Source organism: Pseudonocardia halophobica, assembly GCF_027922425.1.
Taxonomy (GTDB): domain Bacteria; phylum Actinomycetota; class Actinomycetes; order Mycobacteriales; family Pseudonocardiaceae; genus Pseudonocardia; species Pseudonocardia halophobica.
In genome coordinates, this window is the sequence record NZ_BSFQ01000003.1 from 74,269 (window position 1) to 92,850 (window position 18,582).

Genomic DNA, 18,582 nt, shown 5'->3' on the forward strand with positions numbered 1-18,582 from the left:
GTCGGATCGGGTGGGCAGGTCAGATCAGGAACGACAGCGTGGCGATCGCCCGTGCGTTGTCGACGAGGGCGACCTTCTTGTAAGACATGGCGATCGCCCCGTCGACCACGCGAAGGCGGTAGGTGTAGCGGCCCGCCCACAGCTCGTTGCTCCGCTCCCGGGACTCGACCAGGACGAAGTTCGCCCCGACCTCCAGGTCCCCGTTCTCGGCGTTGCCGAGGATCTCCACGTTGGACACGACGCGTCGCAGCCGCGAGTGCGGCACCTGTGAGTGCCTACGTCCGGTCTGGAACTGCCGAATCCGGGTGGCGATCCGACTGCGGTTGTCGTGGATGATCGACATCTTCGCCATGCGGTCGGCGTCGTCGTCGTTGGCGGGAACCCAGTACAGACCGTCCTGGGTCCAGAGCGCCTCCCAGTCGTCGTAGCGGTGCTCGTCGGCGAACCGGGCCTCGCGGTAGAGGAACTGCTCGACGTCCCGGACGTCGAGCTGGGTGGGCTCGGCGTCGGTCGGGATCGCCGTGGCTGCGGCGGTCACTGGGCCCGTCCTTCGGTCATCAGGTGCTTGTAGTGCTTCCAGAACCCACGCATGCCGGTCTCGTCCGTGGCGCCGCCGACGGTCAGCCCACGCTCGTCGATCTCCTCGCGGTGCACGCCGCGCCGCACGTCCAGCCACTCGGGGCGCAACTCGGCGACACCGGCCTGGTTGCGCTCGTACATCTCGGTGTCGTCCGCGAGCAGCATGCCCGCGGGCCCGACGGAGCCGATGCACTGCTGCAACATCCGCTTGTTCATCTCGGGAGCACCCTTGAACTGCACCGCCGTGACGTGCTGCACGGTCAGGTTCGCCGCCAACGGCTGGATGGTGAACATCTGGATCTCGGCGATGAACAGGTTCGGGAAGATCATCACGTGCGGAGCGCCCTCGATGAGGATCTCCTCCGCGGCGTCGCCGTATCGGGCGCGCATCGCGGCGGAGTACTCCGGGACCTTCTCCTCGGTCGTGCCGAACCAGCCGAGCGGGGCGCCGATCCGGCGGAACTCGGGCCGCAGGTCGTTCTCGCTGTGCCCGTTGCCCAGCGCACGGGTGACCGCCGTGGACTTCTCGCCGTAGAGCGCACCGATGCCGCTCTGCGCCACGCTGAAGATCGATGCGTGCACGAATTGCGGGTGGTAACCGTCCGTCTCGTTCTCCGCGAGCAACTTCCAGTTCGCGCGCGCCTTGTGCTTGAGGAAGCCCGCGGTGATCTCGACCTCGCCCTCCGGCGACAGCCGCACCAGTCGGTCGATCTCCCCCTTCGCCTCACCAAGGTGCTCCTCGAGCGTAGGCCCGTCGGGCGCGAAGCTGCCGAAAACGAAGCCCTGGTAGATCCCGACGCGCGGCACCCGGCCGAGCCCGAGGTCGAGCTTGCCGCGGCCGCCGTAGCCCCCGTGGAACGGGTAGCCGAGCATGTCGCCGGTGTTGCGGTAGGTCCAGCCGTGGTAGGGGCAACGGAACGAGCTCGAATTGCCCGCGTCCGCCTCACAGACCAGGTTGCCGCGGTGCGCGCAGCGGTTGAGGAGCAGGTGCACCTCGCCGTCCGCGCTGCGCGTCATGATCACGTCCTGCGGGCCGATGTTCTTGCGCACGTAATCGTTCGGCTCTGCGATCTCGCTCACGTGGCCGACGTAGACCCACGTGCGGTACCAGATCTGCTCGAGCTCGTCGGCAAAGATCGCGGGCGACGTATATAGCGACCCGTGCACACGCTGTGCCTCGATCAGCTCGTCGTACGGCGCCGCGGGCCCCCGCGCGCCGGACGAGGAGGTGGGGATGTCCGTCAGCGTCACGGTCGGCTCCTCTCGTTGACCGGTGACCAGCGCCGACGCCGGCCACTTGCTTAATGCCGATTAAATAGTACGCCCACGACACCGCCCCTGCAATCCGGGCGGTCTGTGGTTCAGCCGTAGAGGCGGGCGATGCTCTCGATCACGCAGGCGGGCTTGCCGCCGCCCTCCACCTCGATCGCCGAGCTCAGGGTGATGTCCACGAACCTCTCCCCCGGCACCGAGTCGGCGATCGTGGTGGTCAGGCGCACCCGCGCACCCACGGGGACGGGCGAGGGGAACCGGACCTTGTTCAGCCCGTAGTTGATCCCCATCGCCACGTTCTCCACGGTGTAGAGCCGCCCGAGCAGCTCGGGCAGCAGCGACAGCGTCAGAAACCCATGGGCGATCGTGCCGCCGAACGGCCCCGACTTCGCCCGCTCCGGGTCGACGTGGATCCACTGGTGGTCCCCGGTCGCCTCGGCGAACGTGTCGACTCGCACCTGGTCGATCTCCACCCAGTCGGTGGGGCCGAGTGTCTCCCCCTTGGCGGCGGCGAACTCGTTCGGGTCGGCGAAGGTCCTCATTCGACTTCCTCCCTGTCGTCCGGTCAGCCCTCGAGGCTCAGCGCCTCGGTGGGGCAGGCGCGCACGGCCTCCTCGAGCTCGGCACGCTGGCTCTCCGCGCCCTCGGTCTGCAGCAGCTCGAGCGAGCCGTCGTCCTGGACCTCGAAGAACTCCGGGGCCAGCGACTCACAGAGTCCCAGCCCGGTGCACTTGTCATAGTCGACGCAGACCTTCATATGGTCCTCCTTCGTCTGTCGAATGGTCAGAGATTGAGCGTGCAGGGCATCGACTTGACGCCGTCCACGAAATTGCCGACGACCTGCACCGGCTCGCCCCCCTGGAGGTCCGGCACCCGGTGCAGGAGCTGGTCGAAGAGGGCCCGCAGCTGCGTCTTGGCGAGGACGTTGCCCATGCAGAAGTGCGGCCCCCCGCCGCCGAAGCCGACGTGCTGGTTCGGCGTGCGGCGCACGTCGAACGTGTACGGGTCTGCGAAGGCGCGCTCGTCCCGGTTCCCGGAGGCGTAGTACATGACGACCCAGTCGCCCTCGCGGATCTGCTGCCCCTGCAGCTCGACGTCCCGCGTTGCGACGCGCTTGAACGTCATCACCGGACTGGCCCAGCGGACGAACTCCTCGATCGCGACACCGATCGTGCCCTCGTAGTCCGCCTGCAGGATCTTGCGCTGGTCCGGGAACCGGGTCAGCGCCTCCAGGGTGCGGGTGATGGTGTTGCGCGTCGTGTCGTTGCCCGCCACGGACAGCAACACGAAGAACGCGGCGATGTCCTCGTCCGTGAGCTTGACGCCGTCCACCTCAGCCTGGACGAGGTTCGTCATCAGGTCGTCGCGCGGGTGGGCCCGACGGTCCTCCGCCAGGTCGATGCCGATGTTGATCAACGTGATGAGCGAGTCGTTGAGCAGCTCGGCCGGCTCCTTGCCCTGCCGGACGTCCTCGTCGGACCAGGAGACCATTCCGTCAGCGGCGTGCGCGGCGTCGGAGCGGCGCTCGGCCGGGAGCCCGCACATCTCGTAGATGGTCCACATCGGGAGCTTGCGGGCGACCTGGTCGACGAAGTCGCAGTCCCCGACCTCGATGAGCTCGTCGGTGATGCGGCGAGCCTGGTCCTTGATCTGCTCGTCGATCCTCTTGACCTGCTTCGGCGTGAACGCCGCGCTGACCAGCTTGCGCAACTGGGTGTGCCGTGGGGCGTCCATCGCGAGGAACGACGACGCCGCCTCCAGGATGTCCGGCGGGACGTCCTCGATCATGACGCCCTGGCCGGAACAGAAGTCCTTGGGGTTCTTGCTGACCGTCTGGATGTCGGCATGTCGGGTCACCGCCCAGAACCCCGCGCCGTCCTCCTGCGGCAGCATGGAGCCCTCGGCGGGGCGCTGCCAGCTGACCGGCCGCTCGTCACGCAGGATCCGGAAGCGCTCCTCCCGCTCCTCGGGAGTCTTCGCCCAGAACTCGAGCGAACCGACGGACACAGTGTCGTATGCGGGGCGAGTCTGCACCATTGCCACTCCCTGGCGGGTCGTTCGGGACCAACGTTTTTAACCTGCGTTAACCGCAGAACACCACGCCCGCCCGCTACTGTCAAGGCGGGCAGGCTGGCTTAATCTGGCGTCGAAACCGAGTCGATGATCGCATGCGAGGGAGCACGATGGACCTGGGACACACGGACGCGCGCGTCGTCGTCACCGGAGCGGGTGCCAACATCGGTCGCGGCATCGCCCACGTCTTTGCCCGCGAGGGTGCCCGTGTGCTCGTCGTGGACGTCGATCGCGAGCAGGCTGAACAGGTAGCCCGAGAGGCGACAGCGCTCGGCGCGAAGGATGCGGCAGCCCTGCCGATCGACCTGACGTCCGACGGCGCGGGCGGGCAGGTCGTTGCGCGCTGCGTAGAGCTGTGGGGCGGCATCGACGTGCTGGTCAATAACGCGGGTTGGAGCAGCCCAGGCTGGTTCACCGAGCAGACCGACCGCGAGCTGTGGCACCGCACGGTCGATCTCAACCTGCTCGCAGCCGTCGACTGCAGCCAGGCCGCCCTCGTGACCATGCAGGAGGCCGGGCGCGGCGCGATCGTGTTCCTCTCCAGCGATGCGGCTTTCGGCGCGGTGCGACAGGGCATCTACGGCAGCACCAAAGCCGCCCTGATCTCGCTCGCACGCACGATCGCCCGCGAGAACGGGCGCTATGGCATCCGCGCGAACGTTGTCGCGCCGGGGATCGTGCTGCCGCCGGAGGACGCCGAGGTCGGCGCGCACAGCGTGTGGGCCGTGGGCCGGGACAACCTGTTCTCCCCCGAACAGGTGCAGTCGATCCTGAAGACTCAGGCCCTCCGCAGGCTCACCACCCCCAAGGACGTCGGCAATGCCGTCGCGTGGCTCGCATCGGAGACCGTGGCCCGCCAGGTCACCGGCCAGGTGGTCGCGGTCGGCGGGGGCTCCTCGATGCCGTGACGTTCCCTGACCCGGCGGGCGGCAGATTGACTCCCCGGCACACTGATCCTATTCTCGATTAGAAAAGAGAGGGCGGTGCGAGCTGTGGACAACGGTGTGACTACGACGGCGGGCCCGGCGGAGGTCGCTCGCCGCCTCTACTCAGCGCTGGCCGGCGGCGACCGGGACACCCTGGACGAGATCCTCCATCCGGACTTCGTCGGCCACCTCGCCGACGGCATGCCGTTCGGCATCGGCGGCGAGCACCGCGGGGCCGAGGCCATGCGCCGGTCCGGCTGGGGTGGCATCGCCAAGCACTTCGCCGCGAGCGCCGAGGCCGAGCAGTTCGCCCTTCTGGAGGACGGCAGGCTGCTCGTCACCGGCCGCTACCGAGGTCACGGCCGCCGCGGTGGCGGCGCGGTCGACGCCACGTTCGCGCACGTCGTCACCGTGCAGGACGGACGGATCACGGCGCTTGACCAGTACACGGACACGGCTCGCTGGGCGCGGGGCGCACCGCCCTACAGCGCGATCGAGTTCGAGGTGGCGGGCGGCCTGGCCACGATCACGCTGAACCGCCCGAAGGAGGGCAACGCGATCGACCAGGTCATCTGCGAGGACCTGGCGCGCGCGGCGACGCGGCTCGCCGAGGACCCGGGCGTCCGCGCGGTGCTGCTCAAGGCGAACGGGCCGATGTTCACCGCGGGCGGTGACATCCGGGTCTTCACGGCCACCCCGCCCGAGCGGCTGCCCGCCCAGCTGCGGTTGATGATCGACCCCTACCACTTCGCCATCGAACGGCTGACCGCACTCGATGCGCCGTTGGTCGCCGCAGTCAAGGGTGCCGCCGCGGGCGGTGGCCTAGGCCTGGTCGGCATGGCGGACATCGTCGTTGCGGCGGAGGACGCCGTCTTCACAACGGGCTACGGCGCGATCGGCATGACCTCCGACGGCGGCAACTCCTGGTTCCTCCCCCGGCTGATCGGGATGCGCCGCACCCAGGAGCTGTATTACACCAACCGCAGACTCACCGCCGCCGAGGCGCTGGATTGGGGCCTGGTCACCTCGGTCGTCCCCGCGGACGAGGTCGACGCCGAGGGCGAGCGCATTGCCGCCGGGATCGCCCAGGGGCCGACACGATCGTTCGGCGCCATCCGACGGCTTCTGCGGCAGAGCTTCGACACCGGCCTACGCGACCAGCTCGCCGACGAGGAGCAGACCATCGTCGACGCCTGCGGCACCGCGGACACGCTGGAAGGCGTGACCGCATTCGCGGAACGCCGCCGCCCCACCTACACCGGCACCTGACCGACCGGCAGGAGTGATCATGAACCCCTCGTCCATCGTCGCGGACACCGAGGAACGCGCCGCCCTCCGCGAGGCCGTCGGCAAGCTCGTCGGCAAGTACGGCCACGACTACTTCATGGCCAAGTCGGCCGCCCACGAGGAGCCGACCGAGCTCTGGCAGGACCTCGGCGCGGCGGGCTTCCTCGGGGTGCACCTGTCCGAGGAGTACGGCGGTGGCGGCGGCACCATGTCCGATCTCGCCGTCGTCGTCGAGGAGGCCTCCAGCCAGGGCTGCCCACTGCTGATGATGGTCATCTCCCCCGCGATCTGCGGGTCGATCATCGATGCGCACGGCAGCCACGAGCTCAAGCAGCGTTGGCTGCCCGGCATCGCGAACGGCACGCTGAAGATGGCGTTCGCCATCACCGAACCGGACGCCGGTTCCAACAGCCACGAGATCACCACGACCGCCCACCCGGACGGCGACGGCTGGCGGATCAGCGGCACGAAGTACTGGACCTCGGGCATCGACGAGGCCGACGCGGTGCTCGTCGTGACCCGTACCCCGCAAGCCGGGCCGAAGGGTCGCCACCCGCTGTCGCTCTTCGTGGTGCCGACGGACGCCGAGGGCGTGAGCTGGCAGCACATCCCGGCCGCGCTGCAGCAGCCGGAGCATCAGTTCACGGTGTACTTCGACGACGTCCGCGTCGGCCGCGACGCGTTGATCGGCGACGAGGGCAACGGGCTCCGGCAGGTGTTCGCCGGGCTCAATCCGGAGCGGATCACGGCCGCGTGCATCAGCAACGGCATCGCCCGCTACGCGCTCGGCAAGGCCGCGCAGTACGCCAAGGACCGTCAGGTGTGGCGCGTGCCCATCGGCAGCCACCAGGGTGTGGCCCACCCGCTGGCCGAGTCCTACATCGGGACGCAGCTCTCCCGGCTCATGGCCTACCGGGCCGCCGAGCTGTTCGACGCCGGCGCCGACGCCGCCGAGGCGTCCAACATCGCCAAGTTCGCGGCTGCGGACTCGTCGCTGCGCACGCTGGACCAGGCGATGCAGACCCACGGCGGGAACGGGATGGCGCTCGAGTACGGCCTCGCAGACCTGTGGTTCGTCGCCCGGATGCTCAAGACTGCACCGGTCAGCCGCGAGATGGTGCTCAACTTCGTCGCGCAGCGCAGCCTCGGGCTGCCCGCGTCGTACTGATCGGGCGAGCGTGACCACGGAGCAGGCCGTCGAGTCCAAGTCGACACACACACGGCGGCGGATCCTCGACGCTGCCGCGTCCCTGCTCGCTCGCCGTGGGTACGCCGGGACCCGGCTGTCCGACGTCGCCGAGATCGCCGGGATCCGAGCCCCTGCGATTTACTACTACTTCGACTCACGGGAGGACCTCGTCGAGGAGGTCGTCACCACGGGGATGGTCCGCAACCTGGAGCACGTGCGGGCCGCCCTCGCCGACCTGCCCGCCGAGTCCTCGGCCCTCGACCGGATCTGCCGAGCGGTCGAGGCTCACCTGCAGGTGGTGCTGCGGACGTCGGACTACACCATCGCCGCCGTCCGGAGCACATCGCAGCTGCCCCCCGATCTGCGGGAGCGCCAGATCCGTGAGCAGCAGCGCTACGCCGAGATCTGGCGAGAGCTGATCGACGCGGGTCGGGTGGCAGGCGAGATCCATCCGGGCCTGGACCCCCGTGCCGCCCGCATGCTGATCCTGGGTGCGCTGAACTGGGCGTGCGAGTGGTGGAGCCCGGGACGTGGGTCTCTCCGGTCAGTGGTCTTTACGGCACAGGCCCTCGTCCGCCGGGGTCTCGCTCCGCCCGCCACCGTCGACCAGCGTCCCGCTTGAAGGAGTCCCGTGCCTCTGCCCCCCGCCGTGGACGAGCTCCTCGCCGCTGTAGCGCGGCGGGACGCTGACGCCGTCGCCGCGTGCTTCACCGTCGACGCTGTGTACCACGTCGCCGTGCCCTACGAGCCGCTCACCGGCAGGGACGCCATCCGTGCTGCCTTCGCCGCGATCCTCGCCGAGACAGACGCAGCGCAGTGGGACGTGGTTTCCAGTGCGGTCGCCGGCGACCTGGTGTTCCTGGAGCGCGTCGACCACTTCCAGTTCGCCGGCGGGGACGCCCCGATCGAATGCCTGGGCGTGATCCGGATGTCCGGGGATCTGATCGCCGAGGTGCGGGACTACTGCGACATCGGCCTCTGGAATTACCGGCGGGCCGAGGCGCGGGGGGTGAGCCCGCGCATCGTGCCCGCTCAGACCTGAAGTCCGACGGGGCGGCCGTCTCGAATCTGGTCGAGATACTCCGCCATGCCATGGAGCGCCCGGCCGTCGTCGAGTGACCAGATCATCAGGCTCTCCACGATCCGGGTGACGTCGTGCCCGCCGGCACCGTCGGGGCGGCGGTTGCGCAGCGGGACCGTGGCGAGTGCTCGACCCCGTACCGTCCAGTCCCGGTCACCGGCCCGCAGGAACAGGTTCACGGCGGACTGCTCCTCCCTACCGTCCCGGCGCGTGGCGATCCGGATCTCGTCGATCGAAACGAGCGCGTCGCCGTCCCAGACGAATCCGCCGCATACCGCCGACCCGTCTGGGTTGCCGAACCATGCCCCCATGAAGCCGAACCCGTCCGTGCACCCGTGGACCCAGCGGTAGAACCACGGCGTCTGCCAGTAGCGCGGCCCCCAAGAGTGGTCCCGCAGCCCGTGACCGTGGATCTCGACCACGGCGTCCCCCAGCGCGATCCGCCCTACGGTCACGTGCAGCTGCTCGTAGTGGTTAGGGGCGAAGGAGCCCTCGCCGGTGTCGAAGCTGTGGGCGAACTCGGGCGCGAGGGCGCGTACGGCGAGGTCGATGGTGCACGGGACCCGAGGGCTCCCGCCCAGCGCCGCGCGCGGCTCGTCCATCATGGTCGGGTCGGCGAGCCGGGCGACGGTGCCGCTGAAGCTCACGTCGAGATGCTTCATCGGTTCGCGGACGCGCAGCGCCATCCCGGCGGCGGCGAGCCGCTCGTTGGTGCGCACCTCGGGCCGCGCGTAGGAGAACGCCAGCCCACCGTCGGGGAGGAAGAGGCACACCGTCACCTCCCCGCGTCCCTCGTTGGGACGGTTCGCGATCCGCACAAATCCACCGAGCCCGACCGCGGGGTCGTGGAAGTGCACGTACATCGACTCGTTGAAGTTCGGCTCGGGGCCGACGGGATGGGTGTAGTCGTCCTCCGGACGCACCGGCGCGGCTCCTGAGGTGGGGTCAGCCGCCCACGAGGTGGAGTGCCCCGTCGAGCAGGTAACGGATGCTGTGTTCGAGGTCGAGCAGGTCCAGCGCGCCGTGCACGCCGAGGCTGCCGGCCCGGCGCCGCTGGGCGACGCCCTGCAGCAGCGTGGCGGCCCGCCAGTGCGTGAAGGCCCGGTAGTAGCCGAGATGCTCCACGTTCAATCCGGTGCGCCCGGCATAGTCGGCGACGATCTCGGCCCGGTCGGCGAAGCCGCCCACCCTGGTCGGCGAAGGGATGGTGATGGAGGGATCCTCCGGACCGCGCCAGTCGTCGACCAGCCAGGCCAGGTCCGCCAGCGGATCGCCGAGGGTGCAGAGCTCCCAGTCGAGCACCGAGGAGAGGCGACCGTCCGCCACGAGGATGTTGGACAGGCGGTAGTCGCCGTGGACGATCACGCACCGTTGCTGCGTCGGGACCGCTCGGGACAGCCGATCGAACCCCTCCCGCCATACTGCGTCCGCGGCCGACTCCGTCCCCCAGGCCGCCCAGTTGGCGGCGGACCGCGCCAACTGCCGGGTGAGGTATCCGTCCCGCCTGCCGAGATCGCCGAGCCCGACCGATTCGGGGTCGAGCGCGTGCAGCGTGGCGAGCAGCTCCACCGCCTCGTCCCCGACCGCCCGGCGCTCCGGCGGTGACAGTCGGCCGGCGTCGGCCTCGTCCTCCAGCGGCCGTCCCGGCATCCGCTCCATCACGAGGAACCCGCCCTCGATGCCGGCGGCGTCGCGTCCCTCGGCGACGACAGCAGGCACCGGCACCGAGGTCGCCGCGAGCGCCCGCAGGATCCGTGCCTCTCGGCGGACGTCGGCTCGCCCCCCGGCCGGATACCGCAGGATCCACTCGCGCCCCTCGGCGTCGCTGATGACCGACGTGAGGTTGGACTGTCCGGTACCCACGCGTTCGACCCGCACGGGTGGGACGAGGTGCTCGACTCGCTCGCCGAGCCACTCGGCCAGGGCGAACGTGACTCCCGGGCGCGGACCACCGTCGATGTCGGCTCGCACTCCGTGAGCCCTCCCTCCGCAAGCCGTGCCGCACTCAGCCGAGGAGCTCGGCCGCACGCTGCGACAGCTTGAACTTCTGGACCTTGCCCGTCGGCGTCGTCGGCAGCTCGGCGGCCGTGGTGACCAGGATGTGCTTGGGCACCTTGAACCGGGCCAGCTTCTCCTTGCACAGAGCGAGCAGTGCCTCGGTGTCGACGGTGGCGCCGGGCTCGGGAACGACCCAGGCGCAGCCCGCCTCGCCCCAGCGCTCGTCCGGCACACCGACGGCGTAGACCTGGCTGACCCCGGGGAACTCGTTCAGCAGCTCCTCGATCTCCTTAGGCATCACCAGCTCGCCCCCGCTCTTGTACAGCTCTTTGCTGCGACCGGTGATCTGGATGTAGCCGTCGTCGTCCACCCGTCCGAGATCCCCGGAGAACACCCAGCCGTCGCGCAGCGCGGCCGCGGTCTCGACGGGCTTGTCCCAGAACCCCAGCATGTGGGTCGGGCCGGTGGAGACGATCTCTCCCTCGGCGCCGTCGGGGAGCATCGCGCCGGACTCGGGGTCCGCGGTGCGGTACCAGCAGATGTCGTGGCCGTGGTCCGGCATACCCGCCGCGCCCGCCATCTTGACCCGGCCGACCGTCAGGGAGTGTCGTTCCAGCGGGTCCTCCGGCAGCGACATGGTCATCGCGCCGCCACATTCGGTCATTCCGTAGCCGGTGGTGATCTCGGTGATCCCCAGGTCCCGCTGCGCCTTCTCCCACACCCACACTGGCGCCGGGGCCGCGCCACAGAGCACCGCGAACAATGACGAGACGTCCCTCGAGTGCCGGTCCGGATGCTCCAGCAGAGCCACCATCATCGTCGGCACACAGAGGATCTCCGTCGCGCGGTGCCGTTCGATCCCCTCGAAGTAGTCCGCAGGAGAGAACGAGGTCCGCGGCACGATGGCCCCGCCGACGAACATCGCGGCCAACAGTCCCTCGACGTAGCCGAACATGTGGTAGCAGGGCAGCGAGAAGAGAATCCGTCTGCCGTCCTCGAACGCCCTGGTCAGGGCGGATGCGTAGCCGGTGCGCTGCACTGCGTCGTGCGTCACCATGACACCCTTGGGCGAGCCGGTGGTACCCGAGGTGTACAGGATGTCGCCGAGGTCGCCCGGCTCGGCCTCCTGGCCGATCGCCGCACGCGGGTTCTCGTCGCCGAGGGTGGCGAGTTCGTCGATCGTGCGGACGCCCTCGCGGGTACGGCCGTCCGTGGGCAGCTGCACCACCGCGCGCAGGTCCGGCAGCGCCTCGGCGGCACCGGTCTCCCAGCCCGGGGCGATGCCGTCCAGCATGGCCGGATAGTCCAGACCGGCGAAGCCGGTCATGGTGATCAAGACGTTGCAGCGCGACTGGCGGAGTACATAGGCGAGCTCCTCCGCCCGGTACAGGTAGTTGAACGGGATCGCGACCGCACCCGCCCTGGCGATGGCGAACTTCAGCGGAGTGAACTCGAGATAGTTCGCCATCAGCATGCCGACGCGGTCGCCCCGTCGCACACCCAGAGTCGCGAGCCCGTCCGCCAGCCTGCGCGACCACGAAGCCGTCTCCGCGTAGGACAGGGTCCGGTCGTTCGTGATCACCAGCGGCCGATCCGGGAACTCGGCCGCACACCGGTCGAGGAACCCGTCCAACGTCGTTGGGGTCCAGGTCGGGTGGCGCGCGTCGAGCGCGACACGCCTCTGCTCGATCGTGTCCACCACAGCGTCCTCCTCGACGTCTTTAATCGTTCGTAGATTAGTGAGTCACCCCTGGGGCTGACAAGGGCTCACTCCGCCTGCAGAGCGACGCCCTCCGCGAGCAGCGCGTCGGCGTCGAGACCCGCCGCGGCGAGGACCGCGCGGGTGTCCCGACCCGGGGCCGGGGCTGGTGCGGGCGGTGTGGCGGCGTGGCCGGAGAACCGGGGAGCCGCACCGGGCTGGAGCACGCCCTCCACCTCGACGAGGCTGCCGCGGGCCGCGACGTGAGGGTGCGTGGCGGCCGCACGCAGGCCCAGGACGGGGGCGACGCACGCGTCGGTGCCGTCAAACAGCTCGGACCACTCCGCCTGGGTCCGCCCGGCGAACCGGTCGGCGAGGATCGCGCGCAGCTCGGGCCACCGGGACCGGTCGGCCCGGTCCCGAGGAGCGAAGGTCGACTCGGGCACATCCAGGAGCCGCAGCAGCTCGGCGAAGAACTTGGGCTCGAGCGCGCCGACCGCCATGTGCCTGCCGTCGGAGGTCTCGTACACCGCGTAGTACGGGGTGCCGCCGTCGAGCATGTTGACGCCGCGCCGGTCCTCCCAGCGGCCGGCCCCCAGCAGGGCATGGATGACGGCCATGAGGTGGGCCGCACCGTCGACGATCGCTGCGTCGACGACCTGGCCTCGGCCCGTCCGTTCTGCCTCCAGCAGAGCCGCCAGCACGCCCATGACCAGGTACGTCGAGCCTCCGCCGAAGTCCCCGACGAGGTTTAGCGGGATTTGCGGCGGCCCGTCGGCCTCACCGATGGCGTGCAGGGCTCCGGTCAGCGCGATGTAGCCGATGTCGTGGCCCGCGGAGTGGGCCAGCGGGCCCTCCTGGCCCCAGCCGGTCATCCGGCCGTAGACCAGCTTCGGTTTGCGGGCCCACACTGCGTCGGGGCCGATCCCGAGCCGCTCGGCTACCCCGGGCCGGTAGCCCTCGACCAGCACGTCGGCTCGCTCGACGAGCCCGAGGATCGCGTCGACGGCCTCCGGACGCTTCAGGTCCAGGACGATGGATCGCTTGTTCCGGTTCAGGACGTCCGCCGTCGTCGCCGCGGGGACGGCGCCGCCGATGGGCCGGTCGACCCGGATGACGTCGGCCCCCATGTCCGCCAGCACCATGCAGGCGAAGGGGCCCGGCCCTATCCCCGCGAGCTCGATCACCGTGCGCCCCGCGAGCGGTCCGCGCGCAGCCTCGTCCACCATCCGTGCCTCCGTCCTTTTTCTTACGAAGATTAGATCGTAGGCTATTCCCATGGCGGAAGCGCAGCGCTGGGCTCTCGTGGCGGGCGGATCGGGTGGTATCGGGTCTGCGGTGACCGCCGCACTGGCCTCGGACGGATGGGACGTCGTGGTCACCTACCGGTCGAACGCGGAGGCCGCCGAGGCCGCCGCGGCACGGGTGGAAGCCGCGGGCCGACGGGCGATCGTGGCGCAGGTCGACCTCACCGACGCCGGAGCCGTGGCCGAGGCCGTGCGCTCCTCCGCGCCCGACGCACTCTCCGGCGTGGTCTACGCAGCGGGGCCCTACATCCCGATGAAGTACATCTCCGCGATCTCACCGGAGCGCTACCGCGAGCAGATCCTCGGCGACACCCTCCCCGCCTACAACCTGTTGCACGCGGCCATCGAGCCGCTCCGCAGCACCGCGGGCACTATGGTCGCCCTGGTCACACCCGCGATCCAGCGGTACTCGAAGAAGGATGTGCTGTCCTCGTCCCCGAAGGCCGCGGTGGCCGCGCTGGTGCGCGGGCTGGCGTCCGAGGAGGGCCGGTTCGGGGTCCGGGTCAACTGCGTGGGCGTCGGCCTGATCGAGGGCGACGGCCTCTGGCAGGAGCTGGTCGCGCGCGGCGACTACACCGACGAGCTCCTGGCCACGGCGAAGCGCAACCTCGCGCTGCGCCGGTTCGGCGAGGTCGCCGACATCGCCGAGGCCGTGGCGTTCCTGATGTCCGACCGCGCGAAGTGGATCACCGGCCAGACCTTGGACGTGGACGGCGGGTATGCACTCTGAGCCGGACGTCGCCGCATCGCGACCGGTGGCGCGACGGGGGCGCGAGTCCGAGACGTCGAAATCCGCCCTGACTCGCGAGCGCATCCTCAACGCCGCGGCGATCGTGCTGAACCGTAATGGCTACGCGGGGACCCGGCTGTCGGACATCGCCGCAATCGCCGAGCTGCAGGCGCCCGCTATCTACTACCACTTCGCCTCCCGGGACGAGCTGATCCAGGAGGTCGTCCAGGTGGGCCTGCGGCGCACCATGAACCACGTCCGGAAGTCCCTCGATGCACTGGGCCCCGGCGCCCGTCCCATGGAGCGCATCCTCACCGCGGTGGGGGCGCACCTGGAGATCGTGTTGCGGGAATCCGAGTTCGCCGCCGCCGCCATCCGAAACGCCGCCCAGTTGCCCCCCGCGATCCGCGACGTCCAACTGCTCGACCAACGCCGCTATGGCGCGCTGTGGCGCACCCTGGTCACGGAGGGCATCGCCGAGGGCGAAGTGAGCGGCGACCTGGACCCGTGGGCCGCGCGGATGCTCGTGATCGGCGCCCTGAACTGGGCGCCAGAGTGGTGGCGGGAGGAACGCGGCACCCTCGAGGACATCGTGCACACGGCCCGGCTGCTCGTCCGGCAGGGCTTGTCCCCCGGCTGACCGGCGGGCGACACGTCGGTTATTCTAGTCTATATTAGACGAACTCCACACGGAAGGACTGACCGCGATGCAGCGGACGCTCTACACCGACACCCATGAGCAGTACCGAGAGTCGGTACGAGAGTTCCTGGCCCGTGAGGTGGAGCCGCACTTCCTCCGGTGGGAGGACGAGCACGAGATCGACCGGACGGTCTTCCGCGCCGCCGCCGAGCAGGGAGTTTACGGCCTCCCCATCCCCGAGGAGTACGGCGGATCCGGCGAGACCGACTACCGCTTCCGACTGGTCGTGTGCGAGGAGGTGGCCCGAGTCGGTGCCACGTCGTTCGGCATGACGCTCGGTCTGCAGGACGACCTGGTGTTGTCCTACCTTCTCGACCTCACCGACGACGAGCAGAAGAAGCGCTGGTTGGCGCCGATGGCGCGCGGGGAGAAGCTCGGCGCGCTGGCCATGACCGAGCCCGGCACCGGCAGCGACCTGCAGGGCATCAGGACCGTCGCCCGTCGGGACGGGGACGGCCCGGACGCCGACTGGATCCTGAACGGCCAGAAGACCTTCATCTCCAGCGCCCTCAGCGCGGACTTCGTGATCGTCGCAGTCCGGACGGACCCAGAGGCGGGCTCTCGGGGGTTCAGCCTCCTCGTCGTCGAGGACGGAATGGAGGGCTTCGAGCGCGGCCGCAAGCTGGCCAAGGTCGGTCTACACGGCCAGGACACCGGCGAGCTGTTCTTCACCGACGTCCGAGTCCCCGCGGCGAACCTCATCGGCGTCGAGGGACACGGCATGATGCACCTGATGAGCCACCTGCCGCAGGAGCGGCTCGGGCTGGTCGCGACCGGCTACACCGCCGCGCGCGCGGTCTACGAGCACACGGCGCGATACTGCTTCGAGCGCAAGGCCTTCGGCCAGGACATCGGGGACTTCCAGAACACTCGGTTCGTCCTCGCGGAGATGGAGACCGAGCTGGACGTCGCCGAGGCCTTCGTGGACAAGAGCGTCCTCGCATTCAACGCAGGCGAGCTCTCCCCCACCGACGCGGCAAAGGGCAAGTGGTTCCTCACCGAGCTGCAGAAGCGCGTGGTCGACCGGTGCGTCCAGTTGCACGGTGGCTACGGCTACATGCTCGAGTACCCAGTGGCGCGGGCGTTCGTCGACAGTCGGATCCAGACGATCTACGGCGGCACCACCGAGATTATGAAGGAGCTGATCGGCCGGGACATCGCCAAGCGCAACCGGCCCTGACAGGTTGCTCCTGCATCGTTACATAATTTACTATCGATTAAAAGTCTGATTGAAGGAGACGCCGTGCCCGAGCACACCGTGGATGCACTCGTGGTCGGCGCGGGCGCGGGTGGCCTGTTCGCCGCCGCGCGGCTCGCGCACGCCGGTTACCGCACGCTCGTGGTGGAGCGTCTGGACAAGGTCGGCGGACGCGCGTCCACGACCGACATCGACGGCTTCAAGGTCAACGACGGCGCCATCGTGATCGAGGTCGGCGGCATCACCGAGGAGACCTTCGCCGAGGTCGGCGCCGAGTTCGACATCCGCACGCCCGAGGTCCCGGTGCTCTATCGGGTCGGCGACAGGAACCTCGACGTCACCCGCGGGGGCTGGGGCCTGCTTCTGTCGAAGCTGACCCGTCAGGGCGCGAAGCTGCTCAACGGGATCGGCGCCGCCCGCAAGGACGACGACGCACTTCCAGGCAGTGAGCTGTCCACCGCGGACTGGGTGGCGAAGTACACGAAGAACGAGGCGGTGCAGGGCGTGTTCCGCAACATGTGCGCTTCGGTGTTCGCCGTCGGCTCCGAGGAGCTCCCCGCGCGCGTGTTCCTCACCTACTTCACCCGCAAGTCGGCGTTCAAGCGCTTCGGGTTCTGTCCGGCCGGCACGATCGGGATCTGGGAGGCCCTGGCTGCCACAGTCACCGCCCGCGGTGGCGAGATCTGGCTGTCATCCGAGGTCGAGACGCTGCAGGTCACCAACGGCCGAGTCACCGGAGCCACCGTGCTGCACGCTGGCGAGCGGGTGGAGGTCACCTGCGGGGTCGCGGTGAGCGACGCCGGACCCGCGGCCACGATGGCCCTGGCCGGCGAGGAGCACCTACCCGAGGAGTACTGCGAGCAGGTCAGGGCCAAGGATCGACCGTGCTCCATGCTCGCCGTGAACTTCGCGAGCCGCGAACCGCTGACCGAAGTGCCCGGCCTGCTGCTGTTCTCCAAGAGCGAGCGGCTCTGCTACATCGCGAACTTCACCGAGACCTGCCCCGAGATGGCGCCTCCCGGCTGGCACCTGTACGTCGGCGCCTCGGTTCCGAATCCCTCGGTCGGAGACTTCGACGAGGATGCGGAGATCGCCCTGCTGAAGAAGGACCTCGCCACCCAGCTGCCCGGCTTCGATGACGCTCGCATCCTCTCGACCGCCGTGATGCGGGACGGATGGCCGCCGCAGCGGGCCGTCGCGGGATACGACCTGCCGTCCGACACCCCGATTCCGAACCTGTGGAACGTGGGTGACGGCGTCAAGGAGTACGCCAACGGCGGCACGACCGCGTGCGCGGAGACGGCGAAGCTCGTCGTGGAGAGGATCAAGGCCGAGCACCCGCTCGGCGCCGCGGTCTGACCCGAGCCCCGCCGCCGCCCGATGCCCTCGGACGGCGGCGGTGTCGTCTGCGCTCAGGCGAGCGCGTACCGGCGGACGCCGTCCGTCTCGTCGGCCACCAGATGACCAGCGGTGACCAGCACGTCCAGGTGCGCCGCGATCTCCAGCACCGCGAGTGCCGCGTGCTCGGTCTCCAGCTCGTCGATGCGCTTCTGCCGACGCGTCCACGGCAGCTTGCTCGCGACCCCGTAGGCAGTGTCCGCACCTGCCCGCACCTGGTCCAAGGCGGCGGCGAGGCGCTGGGCATGGTGTTCGAGGAGCTCGTCCACCCGGGTGTGCACGCTCGGGGTGACCGGTCCGTGCGCCGGCAGCTGAAGCGTGTCGGGGAGGTCGCGGACCAGCCGCAGCGAGTCCAGGTAGCTCCGCAGCGGTGCCGGCTCGGGCGCCCGCTCATAACCGATCGACGGTGTGATGTGCGGCAGCACGTGGTCCCCGGAGAACAGGGCGCCGAGCGCGGCGTCCCGCAGCACGATGTGGCCACGAGTGTGTCCGGGCGTCGCTCGGACCTCCAGGTCACGACCACCCGCCCGGACGATCTCGCCGTCGTCCAGCCAGCGGTCCGGCTCGCCCCACGGGGCGTCGTCCGCCGCGTCCTCGGCTTTCTGGTGCATCCCCATGGCCACGGCCAGCTCCCGGGCTCCGGCCCGCCGCAGCAGACCCTCTTGTGGCGCGGCGACCTCGCCGCGACTACGCATCGCGGCGACCGACGGGGCCTCGCCCCGCCCAAGAAGCACCTGGACCGGGTGGTCGAGGCGAAGGGCGAGCGCTTGCGTGTAGTGGTCGTGGTGGGCATGCGTGACCACGATTCGGGAGATGTCGGCCGGTGCCAGCCCGAGCTCACGCAGCCTGGTGGTCAGAGTCTCCCGACCCGTCCCGCCGGCCCAGCCCGAGTCGACCAGCGTCGGGCCCTCGGGGTCGTCGAGCACGTAGACGTTGACGGCACGCAGGCCGCTGAGCGGCAACGGGAGCGGAATCCGGTGCACTCCGGGGACCACCGGGTGCGCGCCCGGCTCGGTCCAGTCCTCCGGCTGTGCGGCCAGTTCCGTCATCGCGTCGTCCTCCAGGTGGCGGGTTATTTTGTAACAAATTTTAGGCGGTTTGGTCGTCGGCACCGTGTGACCGAGCCTGCTCTTTTGAACACAGAT

19 protein-coding genes are annotated in these 18,582 nt (G+C 69.7%); 9 read left to right on the forward strand and 10 right to left on the reverse strand.

Annotation, left to right across the window (positions count from 1 at the left end):
• Positions 1-19 precede the first annotated feature (19 nt).
• The 5 genes from PKE99_RS04760 to PKE99_RS04780 form a co-directional block, all read right to left on the reverse strand.
• Positions 20-538 (reverse strand): aromatic-ring-hydroxylating dioxygenase subunit beta, encoded by a 519-nt coding sequence (locus tag PKE99_RS04760; RefSeq protein ID WP_051737170.1) that lies wholly within the window; start codon positions 536-538, stop codon positions 20-22.
• Positions 535-1,830 (reverse strand): aromatic ring-hydroxylating oxygenase subunit alpha, encoded by a 1,296-nt coding sequence (locus tag PKE99_RS04765; protein ID WP_231498141.1) that lies wholly within the window; start codon positions 1,828-1,830, stop codon positions 535-537. Before PKE99_RS04765 ends, PKE99_RS04760 begins: the two co-directional genes overlap by 4 nt.
• 110 nt (positions 1,831-1,940) lie before the next feature.
• Positions 1,941-2,393 carry a MaoC family dehydratase gene (locus tag PKE99_RS04770; protein WP_037043737.1) on the reverse strand — a complete coding sequence of 151 codons (453 nt, stop codon included), beginning with the start codon at positions 2,391-2,393 and terminating at the stop codon, positions 1,941-1,943.
• 23 nt (positions 2,394-2,416) lie between these two features.
• Positions 2,417-2,608, reverse strand: a complete 192-nt coding sequence (locus PKE99_RS04775) for a ferredoxin (RefSeq protein WP_037043729.1) — start codon at positions 2,606-2,608, stop codon at positions 2,417-2,419.
• A 26-nt stretch (positions 2,609-2,634) separates the two neighbouring features.
• Positions 2,635-3,888: a cytochrome P450 gene (locus PKE99_RS04780; protein WP_037043726.1), complete on the reverse strand. Its 1,254-nt coding sequence runs from the start codon at positions 3,886-3,888 to the stop codon at positions 2,635-2,637.
• A gap of 146 nt (positions 3,889-4,034) precedes the next feature.
• Between PKE99_RS04780 and PKE99_RS04785 the strand changes: the two genes are divergently transcribed.
• From PKE99_RS04785 to PKE99_RS04805, 5 genes are all read left to right on the forward strand, one after another.
• Entirely contained in the window at positions 4,035-4,832 is a 798-nt protein-coding gene (locus tag PKE99_RS04785; protein ID WP_037043723.1) for an SDR family NAD(P)-dependent oxidoreductase, read from the forward strand.
• 96 nt (positions 4,833-4,928) lie between these two features.
• Positions 4,929-6,119, forward strand: a complete 1,191-nt coding sequence (locus PKE99_RS04790; RefSeq protein WP_156067412.1) for an enoyl-CoA hydratase-related protein — start codon at positions 4,929-4,931, stop codon at positions 6,117-6,119.
• Positions 6,120-6,138: 19 nt separating this feature from the next.
• Positions 6,139-7,305 carry an acyl-CoA dehydrogenase family protein gene (locus PKE99_RS04795; RefSeq protein WP_037043721.1) on the forward strand — a complete coding sequence of 389 codons (1,167 nt, stop codon included), beginning with the start codon at positions 6,139-6,141 and terminating at the stop codon, positions 7,303-7,305.
• Between the two features lie 10 nt (positions 7,306-7,315).
• Complete coding sequence (locus PKE99_RS04800) at positions 7,316-7,948, forward strand: TetR/AcrR family transcriptional regulator (protein WP_037043718.1); 633 nt, start codon at positions 7,316-7,318, stop codon at positions 7,946-7,948.
• Positions 7,949-7,975: 27 nt separating this feature from the next.
• The gene (locus PKE99_RS04805; protein WP_197040554.1) at positions 7,976-8,368 is read left to right on the forward strand and encodes a nuclear transport factor 2 family protein; all 393 of its coding nucleotides are present in this window, start codon (positions 7,976-7,978) and stop codon (positions 8,366-8,368) included.
• Here PKE99_RS04805 and PKE99_RS04810 read toward each other — a convergent pair.
• The 4 genes from PKE99_RS04810 to PKE99_RS04825 all read right to left on the reverse strand — a co-directional run bounded on the left by PKE99_RS04810 (position 8,359) and on the right by PKE99_RS04825 (position 13,333).
• On the reverse strand, positions 8,359-9,330 hold the full coding sequence (locus PKE99_RS04810) for a DUF7064 domain-containing protein (RefSeq protein WP_037043713.1): 972 nt from the start codon (positions 9,328-9,330) through the stop codon (positions 8,359-8,361). The genes PKE99_RS04805 and PKE99_RS04810 overlap by 10 nt on opposite strands.
• A gap of 22 nt (positions 9,331-9,352) precedes the next feature.
• A complete protein-coding gene (locus tag PKE99_RS04815; protein WP_051737169.1) occupies positions 9,353-10,378 on the reverse strand; it encodes a phosphotransferase family protein in 1,026 nt (341 codons plus the stop codon).
• A gap of 34 nt (positions 10,379-10,412) precedes the next feature.
• Positions 10,413-12,107 (reverse strand): class I adenylate-forming enzyme family protein, encoded by a 1,695-nt coding sequence (locus tag PKE99_RS04820; RefSeq protein ID WP_037043710.1) that lies wholly within the window; start codon positions 12,105-12,107, stop codon positions 10,413-10,415.
• 65 nt (positions 12,108-12,172) lie between these two features.
• On the reverse strand, positions 12,173-13,333 hold the full coding sequence (locus PKE99_RS04825) for a CaiB/BaiF CoA transferase family protein (protein ID WP_037043707.1): 1,161 nt from the start codon (positions 13,331-13,333) through the stop codon (positions 12,173-12,175).
• A gap of 49 nt (positions 13,334-13,382) precedes the next feature.
• On the opposite strand from PKE99_RS04825, the gene PKE99_RS04830 reads away from it, so the two are divergent.
• The 4 genes from PKE99_RS04830 (at position 13,383) to PKE99_RS04845 (ending at position 17,398) form a co-directional block, all read left to right on the forward strand.
• On the forward strand, positions 13,383-14,141 hold the full coding sequence (locus PKE99_RS04830) for an SDR family NAD(P)-dependent oxidoreductase (protein ID WP_051737168.1): 759 nt from the start codon (positions 13,383-13,385) through the stop codon (positions 14,139-14,141).
• Positions 14,131-14,781 (forward strand): TetR/AcrR family transcriptional regulator, encoded by a 651-nt coding sequence (locus PKE99_RS04835; protein ID WP_051737167.1) that lies wholly within the window; start codon positions 14,131-14,133, stop codon positions 14,779-14,781. Before PKE99_RS04830 ends, PKE99_RS04835 begins: the two co-directional genes overlap by 11 nt.
• Positions 14,782-14,848: 67 nt before the next feature.
• Positions 14,849-16,021: an acyl-CoA dehydrogenase family protein gene (locus tag PKE99_RS04840; RefSeq protein ID WP_037043697.1), complete on the forward strand. Its 1,173-nt coding sequence runs from the start codon at positions 14,849-14,851 to the stop codon at positions 16,019-16,021.
• A gap of 63 nt (positions 16,022-16,084) precedes the next feature.
• A complete protein-coding gene (locus tag PKE99_RS04845; protein ID WP_037043695.1) occupies positions 16,085-17,398 on the forward strand; it encodes a phytoene desaturase family protein in 1,314 nt (437 codons plus the stop codon).
• A 53-nt stretch (positions 17,399-17,451) separates the two neighbouring features.
• On the opposite strand, the gene PKE99_RS04850 is transcribed toward PKE99_RS04845, so the two are convergent.
• Positions 17,452-18,549, reverse strand: a complete 1,098-nt coding sequence (locus tag PKE99_RS04850) for an MBL fold metallo-hydrolase (RefSeq protein WP_231498140.1) — start codon at positions 18,547-18,549, stop codon at positions 17,452-17,454.
• Positions 18,550-18,582 lie beyond the last annotated feature (33 nt).